Origin of the sequence: Pseudomonas salomonii (genome assembly GCF_900107155.1) — a bacterium.
Lineage (GTDB): Bacteria > Pseudomonadota > Gammaproteobacteria > Pseudomonadales > Pseudomonadaceae > Aquipseudomonas > Aquipseudomonas salomonii.
Map to the genome: position 1 here is coordinate 1 of NZ_FNOX01000001.1, position 13,620 is coordinate 13,620.

The following is a 13,620-nucleotide window of genomic DNA, read 5'->3' on the forward strand; positions in this document are numbered from 1 at the left end:
CAATACTAATTGCCCGTGAGGCTTGACCATATAACACCCAAGCAATTTGAGTCGACTCTCTAATAAAGAGCATCAGATTGCGGTGTGTGAAGACGAGATGAACCGAAAGTTCGACGCTCACAAAACACCGAAAGCTGTCACATACCCAATTTGCTGAAGCGAAGCCAACTGGCTACGACTCAGTACCCGAATTTCTTGACGACCATAGAGCATTGGAACCACCTGATCCCATCCCGAACTCAGTAGTGAAACGATGCATCGCCGATGGTAGTGTGGGGTTTCCCCATGTGAGAGTAGGTCATCGTCAAGATTAAATTCCGAAACCCCTGATTGCTAACGCAATCAGGGGTTTTGTTTTTGGCGGTCGAAAAGCCAAACCAGCCCAAGGCTGCCGACAAATTTGCACAGTTATTTCTGAACCAGACCATTAGAATAGGCACCTAACCTTTTTTAGAGTTCGAGCCCTATCTATGCCCGATCCGGTTGATACCGTCGAGGTGTCGCAGTTACCACTGGAGGATCTGGTGGCATGCCATGAGTGCGACTTGCTGATGCGCAAACCCGCACTCGCCCTCGGTGAAAAGGCCCAGTGCCCACGTTGCGGTTACGAGCTTTACGCTCACCGCCACAACGTGGTTGAGCGAAGCCTCGCTTTGGTGCTGGCGGCACTGTTGCTGTACGTCCCCGCGAACTTTTTACCCATCATGCAGCTCAATCTTCTCGGGCAGTCCTCGGAGGACACCGTTTGGAGCGGCGTGGTCGGTCTGTTCGATACCGGCATGCAAGGTGTCGCGGCTGTGGTTTTCCTGTGCAGCATGGGCATTCCCCTGCTCAAACTGCTCTGCCAATTGGCGGTTTTGCTCAGTATCCGTTGGAACATCGGCCGCAGTTATGGCCTGTTGCTCTACCGCATTTACCATCACCTCAAGGATTGGGGGATGTTGGAGGTTTACCTGATGGGCGTGCTGGTCGCGATCGTCAAGCTCGCGGACATGGCCTCCATCACCATTGGCCTGGGGCTTGTCTGCTTCGTCAGCCTATTAGTGGTTCAAGTACTGCTGGAGGTGGTGATGTCGCCCCACCAGATCTGGCAAGCGCTTTCAGGAGAGGATGATCATGCGGGCGATTGATGCAGGCATTCTGATTTGTACCGAATGCCACGAGCTGAACAAGCAAGAGGCTGATACCGATGAGCAGCTGTGCACCCGTTGCGGTGCGCTGATCCATGCGCGTCGCCCCAACAGCCTTGTGCGTACCTGGGCGTTGCTGATCACTGCAGCAATCCTGTATATCCCGGCCAATCTGTTGCCAATCATGACCATCAACTCTCTCGGTCAGGGTGATCCCAGTACTATCATGGCGGGCGTGATTCAGCTGGTGCAGCACGGAATGTTTCCCATCGCTGCGGTGGTGTTTATCGCCAGCATTCTGGTGCCGACGTTCAAGCTGGTGGGCATTGGCCTGTTGCTGTTCTCGGTGCAGCGCCATCAACCGCTGTCCGCACAACAACGCATTATCATGTACCGCTTTATCGAATTCATTGGCCGCTGGTCCATGCTGGATATCTTCGTGATCGCCATCCTGGTGGCGGTTGTTAACTTTGGGCGACTTGCCAGCGTCGAGGCCAATCTTGGTGCTGCAGCGTTCGCCAGTGTGGTGATCTTGACGATGCTTGCCGCAGTAACTTTTGATCCCCGACTGATTTGGGATAACACGGAGTCGGACGACGACCATGAGTGATTTGCCTAAAGCTAAAACCCGCCCGGCCTCCAATTGGTCGGCCATTTGGGTGCTTCCCCTGATTGCGCTGATCATCGGCGGCTGGCTGGGATGGCGTGCCTATTCCCAACAGGGCCTCGAGATCCAGGTGCGCTTTGAAAGTGGCGAGGGCATCCAGGTCAACAAAACCGAAGTGGTCTACAAAGGCATGACGGTGGGCAAGGTCAAAGCCTTGGCCCTGGATGACGAAGGCAGCAATCGCGGGGTGATCGCCACCATCGAGATGAACAAGGACGTCGAGCAATACCTCAAGACCAACACACGCTTCTGGCTGGTAAAACCCAGCGTCAGCCTCGCCGGTATTACTGGCCTGGAAACTCTGGTCTCGGGTAACTACATTGCCGCCAGCCCTGGCGACGGCGAGCCCACGCGCAAATTCAAGGCGCTCTCCGAAGAACCACCCTTATCTGACGCCAAGCCTGGCCTGCACTTGACCCTTAAAGCCGATCGCCTCGGCTCGCTCAATCGCGGCAGTCCGGTGTTCTACAAACAGATCCAGGTTGGCCAGGTCAAAAGCTACCTGCTGTCCGAGGACCAGAGCACCGTCGAGATCAAGGTCTATATCGAGCCGACTTACGCCAGTCTCGTACGCAAACACACGCGTTTCTGGAACGCCAGCGGCATCAGCATCGATGCCAACCTGTCCGGCGTAAAAGTGCGCAGCGAGTCGCTGTCCAGCATCGTCGCCGGCGGTATCGCGTTCGCCACCCCTGAAAATCGCAAGGACAGCCCGCCGACGGATCCGAGCCTGCCTTTCCGTCTTTATGAGGATTTCGACGCCGCCGCCGCCGGCATCAAGGTCAAGGTCAAGCTCACCGACTTCGAAGGCCTGCAGGCCGGGCGCACCCCGGTCATGTACAAAGGCATCCAGGTCGGCAGCCTGAAAACCCTGAAGATTGACCCGGACCTGTCCAGCGCCCATGCCGAGTTGACCCTCGACCCGCTCGCCGAAGACTACCTGGTGCAAGACACCCAGTTCTGGGTGGTCAAGCCGTCCATCTCCCTGGCCGGCATCACCGGTCTGGAGGCGTTGGTAAAGGGTAACTACATCGCCATCCGGCCAGGCGACAAAGGCAGCGCACCGCAACGTGAGTATGTTGCCCGCGCCAAAGCGCCACCTCTGGATTTGCGCTCCCCCGGCCTGCACATGGTGCTGTTCACCGATAACCTCGGCTCACTGGATGTCGGCAGCCCGATCCTCTACAAACAGGTCAAGGTCGGTTCGGTGCAGAGCTACCAGTTTTCGCGCAAGAACAAGCAGTTGGTGATCGGCGTTCACATCGAGAAGGAATACGAAAACCTGGTCAACGGTTCGACGCGTTTCTGGAACGCCAGCGGCGTCACCTTGACCGGCGGCCTCACCGGCGGCATCCAGGTGAAGAGTGAATCCCTTGCCAGCCTGATGGCTGGCGGTATCGCCTTCGAAACCCCGGAACAGAATGTGCCGTTGAAAAAACGTATCCCGCGTTTCCGTCTGTTTGCCGATCGCGAAGCGGCCAACCAGCATGGCACCCTGGTGACCATCAAGGTTGATCGCGCCGACGGTCTGCGCCCTGGCACGCCAGTACGTTTCAAAGGTCTCGACGTGGGCAAGATCGAGAACGTCGACCTCAGCGCCGACATGCAGTCGGTGCTGCTCAGTGCAAGGATCACCCAAGTGGCTGATCGCATCGCACGCAGCGGCAGCCAGTTCTGGGTGGTCAAGCCTGAGCTGGGCCTGATGAAAACCGCGAACCTGGAGACTCTGGTCACCGGCCAATACATCGAAGTGCAACCCGCCGTGAAAAATGCCGGGCCGCAAAAGAGCTTCGTCGCGTTGGACAAACCACCAGAGGCTGTTCACCAGCAAGAAGGCCTGAGCCTGGTCCTCAGTGCTGCACGCCGTGGTTCGCTGAAGGAAGGCGTGCCGGTCACTTACCGTGAAGTCACTGTAGGTAAAGTTACCGGTTACGAACTGGGCCAGACCGCCGACCGCGTGTTGGTTCATATCCTGATCGAAGCTAAATATGCACCGCTGGTGCGCAGTGGCAGCCGCTTCTGGAATACCAGTGGGTTCGGTTTGGACTTCGGCTTGTTCAAAGGTGCGACGGTACGCACGGAATCCCTGGAGACGTTGGTTGCCGGCGGCATTGCCTTTGCCACACCAGAGGGCGAGCGCATGGGCAATGCGGCGCGACCGCAGCAGACGTTCCCGTTGTTTGACAAGTTTGAGGATGAGTGGCTGACCTGGGCGCCTAAAATCCCGCTCGGCAAATAGACCGAGGCGCGGCCATCGCGAGCAAGCCCGGCTCCCACAGGGATATGCATTCCAATGTGGGAGCCGGGCTTGCCCGCGATGAGGCCCTCAACATCACTGCAAAACCCCAGCCCATAAAAAAGGCCGCGATCCATACAGATCGCGGCCTTTTGCATTTCAGCGCAGTGGCTTAAACCTCATCCAACTCCGGCTCATCCGCCTGCACGTTCACCGTCGCCTTCACCACATCGTGGCGACGGATGTACTTCCAGTCCGCCTCATCAATGTAGATACCATTCGGCCCGCTGCCGCCTTCCAGGTCGATCGCCACCTGGGCGGACACCTGCGGCTTCACACTGGCCAGGATCGGCACAAAGCCCAGCTGCAAACTGGTTTCCAGCAACGCTGCCTGGTTCTTCTCGTCGATGTCCGCCGCCTCGTCGAGGTAGTACGGCAAGCGCACGCGCCCGGCCTGGTCGCGGTCCATCAAGTGCAACAACAAGTACATGTTGGTCAGCGCCTTGATGGTCATGGTGGTGCCGTTGGACGCTGCGCCATCGATGTCGGTGTGGATCACCGGCTGGCCATGCACCTTGGTGATTTCAAATGCCAGTTCGAACAAGTCCTTGAGGCCCAGCTGGTTATGGTTGGCAGCCACAAGACGGGCCAGGTATTCCTTGGCTTCTTCGTTCTTGTTGTCCTGCTCGGCGCTCTGGCTGAGGTCGAACACCGACAGGGTTTCGCCTTCTTCATACTGGCCGGCACTGTGGATGATCTGGTCGATATGCTTGAGGGCTTCCTTGTTCGGCGCCAGCACGATGCGGAAGCTTTGCAGGTTCGATACCTGACGCTTGTTGATCTCGCGGTTGAACAAGGCCAACTGGTGCTCAAGGCTGTCGTAGTCGCTGCGGATATTGCGCAAGGTCCGCGCAATATCGGTAACTGCCGCACGGCGCGCCTTGCCGAGGGTCAGGGCTTCATCGGTGCGGTGCGCATACGCGTTGATCAGCAATTGCAGACGACGCTCCACGTCATCCTCGCTGTCGAACTTGGCCACGCCCTTGAGGCGCACCTGCGCATACAGCGCTTCGATCTGGCCATCAGCGCGCAACAAACCTTGCCAGCTGTCCTGGTAGTCATTGAGCAATGGCAACAGGTTGTCCATGGAGTCGTCGACCGGGTCCATGAACGGCGTGCCGAACGGCAAGTCGGCCGGCAACAACTGGCGGCGGCGCAGTGCGTCGTCCAGCGTGCGTTGCTTGGCTTCCATATCACCGATCTGACGGCCGACCAGTTGCAGCTTGGCCGACAACTGCTGGACACGCTCGGTGAAGGCATCACTGGAACGTTTCAACTCGTCTTGCGCGGCTTCCATCTGCGCCAGGTTTTCCAGCTTTTCGCCTTCTTCCGCGCTCAGGGTTTGTGCACGACGGAAGTCTTCCAGCGCCTTCTGCGCATCCAGCACTTGCTGGTACAGCGCTTCGGTCTGGGTCTTGCTCGCCGCACGGTCAGAGGCTACGGCCTGCTGAGTCTTGAGCTGTTTGAGTTCTTTTTCCAGGCGCTCTTTCTGATCGCGCAACGCCGCGCGATCGGCCAGTGCCTGCAAGGCCGGTGGCTCGATGTGGGAGATGTCGATCGACAGCCCCGGCACTTCAAATTTCTCGCCCTTGAAGCCATCAAGGATCTGCTCCAGGGATTTAACCCACTGGCCGTCCTCATCCAGCGTGATGCCATGCTCGCCCAACGGCAAACTGAACAACGAACTGTTGAACAGGCGCATCAGACGCTCGACGTCCTGCTGTGAGAATTCTTCACGCAGTTTGGCGTAACTGTTGTTATCGGCGTGGTCGAGCTGCTGCTTGACCGACTTCAAGCGTTTTTCCAGGTCGCGCAAGCGCTCATCCAGGTCCTCGGCGCTGAACTGACGGGATTGCGCCAGGGCGCCCGCCAATTCATCGTGGGCATCCTTGGCCGCCAGCAGTTGCTGCTCCAGTACCTTGACGTCATCGACCAGCGCAAAGCGATGCTTGAGCACCGACAACTCGCCCAGCCAGCGCTGGATGCCACTGATCTCGCGCTCCAGGCGCATCAGCTCCTGGGTGCCGCCGCGCTGATCGTTTTGCAGCGCGTCCTGCTCGTTACGGTAGTGCTCGGCCTGGATGGTCAGCTCTTCCTTGCGCGCACTGGCGTAGTCCGACCAGGTACCCAGCAACGAATCCAGCAAGGGCGACAGGCGATGCAATTTGCCGCGCAATACATCGCGCAAGCGCACGCCATTGGCGAGTGCCTCAACCAACGGCCCGGCAGCTACCAGCGAGTTGTAGTCCTGCTCCATGCGCCTTACATCACGGAAGGCTTCTTCGCACGCGGCGATGTAGTCCACGCTGCCGGAACGCAGGCTGTGTTCGAACGCGTCCAGGAACAATTGCTTGAGCTTGGCCGCGGTGATTTCACGCATATGCAGCAGGTTGATAAACAGCGCGCGGAAAGTCTTCAGGCTCTGTTCGCTGGTGGAACGCAGCGGAATCAGGGTCAGGTCCAGCGGGATTGACGTATGGCCACCGACCAGCAAACGGCGCAGTTCATCCGGCTTGAGTTCATAGGCTTTCAGGCCTTCGCGCTCAAGGTTGGTGAACAGCTCTTTCTGACGCAGGCAGGTGTCGTTCTTCTGGTAATGGGCCAAGTCCAGCTTGCCGGCATAGGCAAAGAACTGGTGACCGAAACCACCACCCGGGCCGCGCCCGACCACCCCGATCACGTGGGGGCCGTGGGGCAGCGAGACTTCCACGAGGATGTAGCTGGTGTCGGTGGCAAAGTAGAAGCGCCGCGATTGTTCCAGGGTGTACTTGCCGAAACTCATGTCCGACATGCGCGCCAGGATCGGGAACTGCAAGGCGTTGATCGACGCAGATTTACCCAGGTTATTCGCGCCGTACACCGACAACGGTTCTTCCAGCGGGAACAAGCCCAGGCTGTAACCTGCGGTGTTCAATAGGGCGAAGCGGCGGATGCCGTAGCGTTCCTTACTCATGCGTCGGTCTCCTGTTCTTCGGCAATGGCGCGGGCCAGGGCGTCTTCTTCGCTATCTTCGGCAAAGTCACTCAAGTCCAGCGGGTCATCGGTTTTCAGCAGTTTTTCATCGCTGTCTTCGTCGATGATCACCGGCGCCGGCAGTGGCAACACGCTGTGCACGCTGGCGGCCAGGTCACGGTCCTGCTGCACCGACAGGCACACATCGAGGAAACGGTGCATCGGCGGCAGGAAGCGATAGATGCCGTTGTCTTCGCTGGCAAACCCCAGTTGGGTCATGCGGCGCATGATTTTTTCTTCGAGCTCTTCCTGGGTCTGCACTTCGGCCTGGATAAACAGGTCGCGGTACTTTTCCAGCAACGATGGCAACTCATCGCGGCCCAGGCTGCCACCGTCGAGCACGGCGATCGGGTCGCGGCCCTGGTCGGCCAGGTGTTCGACGATGATGAAGGTGAACAGCGCCAGGCGTTGCGCGGTCTTGTTGACCTGCGCCGCAGCCACGGCAGTGTCTGGTACGAAGTAATAGAAACCGCGTGTGTCACACACCAGCTCAAACCCCAGGGCCTTGAACAACGAGCGGTACTGGTCCTGGAAATTAGACAACTGCGCATAGAGCTCCGGGTCGCGGCGGCTGACGTGGTAACCCTTGAACAGCTCGCGAAAGATCGGTGCCAGCTGGGACAGTTCGGATAGATCAAGATGCATAAGGCGTGCTCGCAGAATTCTCGGTGGCATCGGTGCCAGCCGGGAGCAGGGCGAATGAGCGCAGGCTGACCTGGTGCTCGTGTGTGTGGTAGTCGCGGCGTTCCAGGCGTTCGCGCTTGAAGCGTTTTTCGCGCGAGAGCCGTGAGAACCAGTACAGCAATTCATCGGTGGCGCCGTCCGGTTCCTGCTCCAGCAGCCAGGTCATCAGGTCCGGCATCGGCAACGCGTCTTCGCAACGTTCGAGCATTTCCTTGACCGTGCGCGGCGCACGTTGGGCTTCGCCCTTGTGGGATTTGTGCGCCTTGGGGAAACGCGCCGGCTTCGGCTCGAAATTGGCCAGGGCATACACGTACGCTTCGACCTGGCTGGCACTGCCCAGGAAAGTACTTTGCGGGCGGGTAAACATTGGCATCGCCGCTTGCGGCACCGCGTCCAGGCCTTTACGGCGAATGGCCGACAAGGCCAGCGCGGCGCCACGGGTTACGGCGTTATGGCGGCGCGCTTCTTCACGCAGCGGCAGCAGCAGTTCGCGGGCATGGCGCAAGGTCAGCTGGGCGCTGGTTTGCATTTCGAGAATGCGCGCGTGAGTACGCAGCAGCATGTCGTCGTCCACCAGGTGGCCGAGGCGTTGCTGCTCGGTGAGCATACGCAGCAGCACATTCTCGACCTTGCGCACGCCTTGCTCGAAGGCGCCGTCGGCGTTCACCAGTTGGATCATCGGTTCTACGTATTCGTCCCAGGTCGCCAATACCTCAGCGTAACGCTGGCGCAACGGGATCTGCCGGTCGCTGGTCTTGGCGCGGTCGGCCACGGCCGCCAGGGCCTGTTCGTCGTTGGCGAGTTTTTTCAGCACGTCCCGCACACGCATATCCAGCAAGCGCAGTTGGCGGGCCAGGTCGTGGCCATCTCGGATGTCAAAGGCGTCCTGGATGTAACCGGCCAGACGCTCAAGGTGGCGCAGGTAGGCTTCGATTTCCAGGCACAGGCCAAGCCGGTGCTCCTTGCGAAGATAGGCGAGGAAGTCGTGGATCTGTGCGTTGAGCTCGAAACGGTTCGGGCTCTTGGCGACAGGCACCAGGATATCCAGGCGAATCCACACGTCCAACAGGCTGGTGATGTCCTGTGGCGTGCTGTCCAGTTGTTGGGCCGCCAGTTGTGCGCGCAGCTCGCTCAGGCTCAAGGTGCCTTGGTCGAAGTGTTCGCACAGTGGCTCAAGCAGGGCCCAGTGTTCGGCGAGGGCGCGCAAGACGCGCTTGGGTTCGATCATCGGAATGGCCGGCTGGTTTGCGAATAAAAGTCGCGATTGTACTGCATCAGGCGCGGGATTTATCCACAGCCGGTCAGTGCGCAGTGGGCGATTGTTACCGAACAGCGGTAGAATCCCTGCTCTTTAGTTATCCACAAGTGGCCGAGCTGTGCTTATCGAGTCCCGACGTCGCGCTTACTTGACCGCCATGCAGGTGGTCAACTGGCTGCCCCGCACCGAACTGCCGTTTGCCGCCCCGTCGCGGCCCGAGCTGCTGCAGGCGCTTGAGCCCTATGAGGCGTTCGAGGTGTCGGGCGAGGAAGCCGCTGCGCCGGTGGCGGTGGTCAAACCCACGCCAGAGGCTCGCCCAGCTGTCGAGCGCGTGAAAGTTGAAGTGCCGCGCCCGTCTCCCGTGGTCAAGCCCGTGGCGGCCGAAGCGCCAGCGCCGGTGGCCAAGGCTGCGGTGGTGCCGCCGCCACGTTTCGCCCTGCAGTTACTGCGGGCCGGGCGTTGCCTGCTGCTGGTGGAACTGCCCACCGGCGAGCGTTTTCAGACCCGCGACCCGGCCTACATGCTGCTAAAAGACATGCTGCGCGCCGCCGGCCTGCCCGACAGCCCGCAAATCGTCGGCGACCCCGTGCGCTGGCCACTGCTGGTGCGCGGCAACATGGACCAGGGCCCCGACGCCGCACGGGATTTCGTCCAGGGTTTTGTCTCGGCGCGCCTGGAAGACGAACCCTGCGTATGCCTGTGGCTGATCGGCCTGCCCGCCGTGCGTTTTGCCGGTGAGGCGAACGCCGAAGCCTGGTATCGCGAGCTGCAGGTCGAAGGCCTGGGCTCGGTATGGGCCTTGCCGGGCCTGGAATTATTAATGGAAGAGCCACAGCGTAAGGCTGATGTCTGGCAAGCCATGCGCCGGCTGATGGCGCGCTGGAAAAGTACCGATGAGTGAAGCTTTATCGTTCCGCCCGATGACCGAGGCGGACCTCGATGCCGTCCTTAAGATTGAATACGCGGCGTTCAGCCATCCTTGGACCCGTGGGATTTTTCTCGATGGGCTGGGCAAGTACCAGATCTGGCTGATGTTTGAAGGTGAGCAGCAGGTGGGCCACGGTGTGGTGCAGATCATCCTGGATGAAGCGCACTTGTTGAATATCACCGTTAAACCGGAAAACCAGGGCCGTGGCCTGGGGTTGGCGCTGCTGGAGCACCTGATGTCCCGCGCTTACGCCGCCAATGCGCGGGAGTGCTTCCTGGAAGTGCGTGACAGCAATACCGGCGCATTCCGGCTGTATGAGCGCTACGGCTTCAACGAAATCGGCCGTCGTCGCGATTACTACCCGGCCGTGGGTGGGCGCGAAGATGCCGTCGTCATGGCCTGCACCCTGGTCGACTAAGAATAAAACCCGATGTGCAAGCCGGCCCCTGTGGGAGCTGGCTTGGCTGCGATAGCATCACCTCGGTCCGGCTGAATACCGAGGCGCCTGCATCGCGGGCAAGCCCGGCTCCCACAGGGGAAGTATTCACAGGCTCAACGGTGTTATGTCAGCGGTTACCGTCTATCGGGTCAATATCTGCCAATTCGGCCTCATCCAACCCATTCCCGCCGCCAATCTCGTCCTCATCCACAATGCTCAGGTCATAATCCGCCGGATTATCCTCACCGGCCTCACGAGCATCCCGCGCGCCATCCTCATGGATCAGCGTTTCCGGGCTCATGTCATCATCCGTGGACTCATGATCGTCGGTCGAAGCCCCGGTCATGCCGGCTTCACGTACCCGTTCGTCGGGCATCAGGTGTTCGCGCTCGCGGCGCGGCAGCTCATCACCGATTTCCGCGGTCGGCTCTTGCTCGTCAAAATCCAGCTCGCGCATCTCGCCCATGCGGTCTTCGTTGTCATCAATCGGTTCGGGCTGTGTAGCGCCGTAGGGACGTCGTGATTCAGTCATGGCCAATCCTCATACTGTGGGGCTTATAGTGTGTGGACAGGCACGGCGCCCTAAAGATTCAAGCTAATTGCGCCTGGGCGTGACCCGGACGAGCGGTTGTCTGTCACAAAGCTGCGCATCATTCCTGAGGCTTTCCCTGATGAACGAACTACAAGACCTGCTTGATAACAACGAACGCTGGGCGGATGCGATCAAACAGGAAGATCCCGAATTCTTCGCCAAGCTCGCCCGCCAGCAAACCCCGGAATACCTGTGGATCGGCTGCTCCGACGCCCGCGTTCCGGCCAACGAAATCGTCGGCATGCTGCCCGGCGACCTGTTCGTGCACCGCAACGTGGCCAACGTGGTGCTGCACACCGACCTCAATTGCCTGTCGGTGATCCAGTACGCGGTGGACGTGCTCAAGGTCAAACACATCCTCGTCACCGGCCACTACGGCTGCGGCGGCGTGCGTGCGTCGATGCAGGACCGCCAGTTCGGCCTGATCGACGGCTGGCTGCGCACTATTCGCGACCTTTACTACGAAAACCGCGAGGTGCTGGCCCAGTTGCCCACCGAAGAGGAGCGGGTGGACCGCATGTGCGAGCTGAATGTGATTCAGCAGGTTGCCAACGTCGGCCACACCAGCATTGTGCAAAATGCCTGGCACCGTGGGCAGAGCCTGTCGATTCACGGCTGCATCTACGGCATCAAGGATGGCCGCTGGAAGAGCTTGAACACCACCATCAGTGGCTTTGAGCAACTGCCGCCGCAATATCGCCTGCGCCCACTGGGCGAAGCCTAAGGCCGTTTGCGCATTCGCCACTGGGCCATGAACGCCTCACCTTCGGCGTTCAACTTCTCTTTGGCGCCGGTGATCCAGCCCCGGCAGTTCAGCTCGCCGCATTGGCAGGCGAACTGCCGGAACAGCGCATCTTCGGTGGTGGCGTAATCCATCGTCAGCAAGGTGCCAGGCGCAATAGGCTGTACGGTCCAGACTTCCAGGTAGGTGGCATCGAAAAACACGTTCGGATTGCACGAGTGCAACATCAGACGTGTGAACCACGGGTCATACAGGTGAATGCGTGACGAGAGCTGCAAGGTGTGCGCACGTCGCTCGCCCAAGGCGTAGCCGGACACTCTGGCAATGCGCACGCGGGTGTCAAAGGCGACGCACGCCTTGAGTGCGGCCCCTATTCCATTCGCATCGCGTACGACCTGGAAGTGTCGGGTGGAGGGGTAGCCTTGTTCAGCGAGCACCGTCTTGAAGGGGTAAAGGCAGTCACTCACAGCGGTTTTAGCCTTATCCATGGCTTGAGTTTTCATAACTCTCCTGGGTTAGGCTGCATCGACCTGCGGTGGGGGCTGACTTCCAGTCTTGCAGCGGATGGGTGCTGTTCAAGACTCGCCGAAGTTGTAGCCGATTTCTACTGTCAGATCTGACAGTAGAAACCGGTTATATTTTGTACGATTTACAGCGCCGGGGCGGTAACAGCGGGGATCGGGGCGGCGTCTTTCAGTTGTTTCAACTGCGCCTTGATGGGCGGGGTGGCGCATTTGGCGTTGGCTTGTTCCGGGGTCAAATTGCGTACCGAGGTGTAGAACAGCTCACAGGTCTGCTCCTTGCGCGTGACTTGCCAGGTATTCATGCACGCCTTGAGCAACACGTTCGGGTCACTGGCAGGTTTCTGGCCCATGCCGGCCTGCCAGCAGGCGGCGCTCAAGTCTTGGCCCATCACTTTCAAACCGGCCTCATCGGCTTTTTGTTCATTGCCGTCATAGCTGGCCGGATCCGCCGCATACCAGATGTAGCTCGGGTGGTTGGAGCCCAATACCGACACGGTTTTACCGGCAGCCGGGCTGATCTGCGCCAGGCCCAGCACGGCAACGGTCTGGCCGTACTGTTGCTTGATCCAGTTACGCACAGGCGCACCGAACGCGACCATCGGCAATGAGCCGTTGGCGTGCAGGCTCAGCTCCTTGACCATGCGGGTCTGGTAGTCGGCAAAGTAGCTGTAGACGTTTTCCAGGTCCTTGCCCGCATTGGAAGGTGCGGCGATCGGCGCAATATCGATGATGGTCTGGTAGGCCGGTGTTTCCGTGGCCGGGATGCCATTGTCCGTGAGCAAGGTGGCCCAGCGGTCGGTGGTGGCCGACTCCAGGTAGTCCTGGGCCTGGGTCAGCGAGTAGTCGGGCGGGAAGTGCAACAGTTCGATGCTCTTGCGGTTTTCCAGGGCCATGCCCAGCGGCAGGAACAAGTACCAGTTGTAGGCCCATTTGCCGTCGCTGTTAAGTTTGCTGGCGCCCCGATACGCCAGGTCGGCGGTGTTGAGCAGCGTGGTCAGGGGCTGGCCGTAGTGCTCGGGCACGCCGCTGAAGGTGGCTGAGACCTGGCCGTCATGGGTTTTCACACTGACCTTGGCGCGGCTGTACCCGTCGCGCTGCAAGCTCTGGTTCAAATAGTGCTCGGCGGTCTGCTCCAGCGTCCATGGCCGAAAGCAGATCACATTGCAGTTATTGGGGAACGCGAACAGTTGGGTGACGCGTTGCGTGCTGCCCAGTGGTACTTCGATGTCGGCCTGTACAACCGCACTGGCCAGCAGTGCAGCCAGGGTGAAGGACAGCCTGGTCGGTTTAAACATAGTTGGTTCCTTGTCAGCGAAAGCCCGTCTGCGCGGGGTGAAAGCCCACTTGC

At 59.7% G+C, this 13,620-nt stretch carries 12 protein-coding genes and 1 rRNA gene; 7 read left to right on the forward strand and 6 right to left on the reverse strand.

All coding sequences use genetic code 11. The annotated features are described in order from the left end of the window. Positions 1-194 precede the first annotated feature (194 nt). The 4 genes from rrf (at position 195) to BLV67_RS00020 (ending at position 4,036) form a co-directional block, all read left to right on the forward strand. Positions 195-310: ribosomal RNA gene (gene rrf / locus BLV67_RS00005) — 5S ribosomal RNA — on the forward strand. A 160-nt stretch (positions 311-470) separates the two neighbouring features. Further along, complete coding sequence (locus BLV67_RS00010; RefSeq protein WP_069787912.1) at positions 471-1,130, forward strand: paraquat-inducible protein A; 660 nt, start codon at positions 471-473, stop codon at positions 1,128-1,130. After that, complete coding sequence (locus tag BLV67_RS00015) at positions 1,117-1,740, forward strand: paraquat-inducible protein A (RefSeq protein WP_017134539.1); 624 nt, start codon at positions 1,117-1,119, stop codon at positions 1,738-1,740. The genes BLV67_RS00010 and BLV67_RS00015 overlap by 14 nt, the downstream gene beginning before the upstream one ends. Next, positions 1,733-4,036: a PqiB family protein gene (locus tag BLV67_RS00020; protein ID WP_069787913.1), complete on the forward strand. Its 2,304-nt coding sequence runs from the start codon at positions 1,733-1,735 to the stop codon at positions 4,034-4,036. The genes BLV67_RS00015 and BLV67_RS00020 overlap by 8 nt, the downstream gene beginning before the upstream one ends. A gap of 169 nt (positions 4,037-4,205) precedes the next feature. On the opposite strand, the gene mksF is transcribed toward BLV67_RS00020, so the two are convergent. Genes mksF through mksB form a run of 3 tightly spaced genes read right to left on the reverse strand, consistent with a single transcriptional unit; the run spans position 4,206 to position 9,017 of the window. Continuing rightward, positions 4,206-7,046, reverse strand: coding sequence for an Mks condensin complex protein MksF (mksF, locus tag BLV67_RS00025; RefSeq protein ID WP_056859191.1), 2,841 nt, complete (start codon positions 7,044-7,046; stop codon positions 4,206-4,208). Next, the gene (mksE, locus tag BLV67_RS00030; RefSeq protein ID WP_069787914.1) at positions 7,043-7,750 is read right to left on the reverse strand and encodes an Mks condensin complex protein MksE; all 708 of its coding nucleotides are present in this window, start codon (positions 7,748-7,750) and stop codon (positions 7,043-7,045) included. Before mksE ends, mksF begins: the two co-directional genes overlap by 4 nt. After that, entirely contained in the window at positions 7,740-9,017 is a 1,278-nt protein-coding gene (mksB, locus tag BLV67_RS00035) for an Mks condensin complex protein MksB (protein ID WP_056859189.1), read from the reverse strand. Before mksB ends, mksE begins: the two co-directional genes overlap by 11 nt. Positions 9,018-9,204: 187 nt before the next feature. On the opposite strand from mksB, the gene BLV67_RS00040 reads away from it, so the two are divergent. Together BLV67_RS00040 and rimI are read left to right on the forward strand one after the other, a co-directional pair. After that, entirely contained in the window at positions 9,205-9,948 is a 744-nt protein-coding gene (locus tag BLV67_RS00040; protein ID WP_065929712.1) for an energy transducer TonB, read from the forward strand. Next, positions 9,941-10,393: a ribosomal protein S18-alanine N-acetyltransferase gene (gene rimI, locus BLV67_RS00045; RefSeq protein ID WP_003188286.1), complete on the forward strand. Its 453-nt coding sequence runs from the start codon at positions 9,941-9,943 to the stop codon at positions 10,391-10,393. The genes BLV67_RS00040 and rimI overlap by 8 nt, the downstream gene beginning before the upstream one ends. A gap of 148 nt (positions 10,394-10,541) precedes the next feature. Here the strand turns inward: rimI and BLV67_RS00050 are convergent, their stop codons facing one another. Further along, complete coding sequence (locus tag BLV67_RS00050; RefSeq protein ID WP_056859187.1) at positions 10,542-10,946, reverse strand: hypothetical protein; 405 nt, start codon at positions 10,944-10,946, stop codon at positions 10,542-10,544. A 139-nt stretch (positions 10,947-11,085) separates the two neighbouring features. Here BLV67_RS00050 and can point away from each other — a divergent pair, with 139 nt between their 5' ends. Next, positions 11,086-11,730 (forward strand): carbonate dehydratase, encoded by a 645-nt coding sequence (can, locus tag BLV67_RS00055; RefSeq protein ID WP_017134532.1) that lies wholly within the window; start codon positions 11,086-11,088, stop codon positions 11,728-11,730. Here can and BLV67_RS00060 read toward each other — a convergent pair. Beyond that, positions 11,727-12,251 carry an SET domain-containing protein-lysine N-methyltransferase gene (locus BLV67_RS00060; RefSeq protein WP_065929711.1) on the reverse strand — a complete coding sequence of 175 codons (525 nt, stop codon included), beginning with the start codon at positions 12,249-12,251 and terminating at the stop codon, positions 11,727-11,729. The genes can and BLV67_RS00060 overlap by 4 nt on opposite strands. A 146-nt stretch (positions 12,252-12,397) precedes the next feature. Continuing rightward, entirely contained in the window at positions 12,398-13,567 is a 1,170-nt protein-coding gene (locus tag BLV67_RS00065) for a hypothetical protein (RefSeq protein WP_065929710.1), read from the reverse strand. Positions 13,568-13,620: the final 53 nt, after the last annotated feature.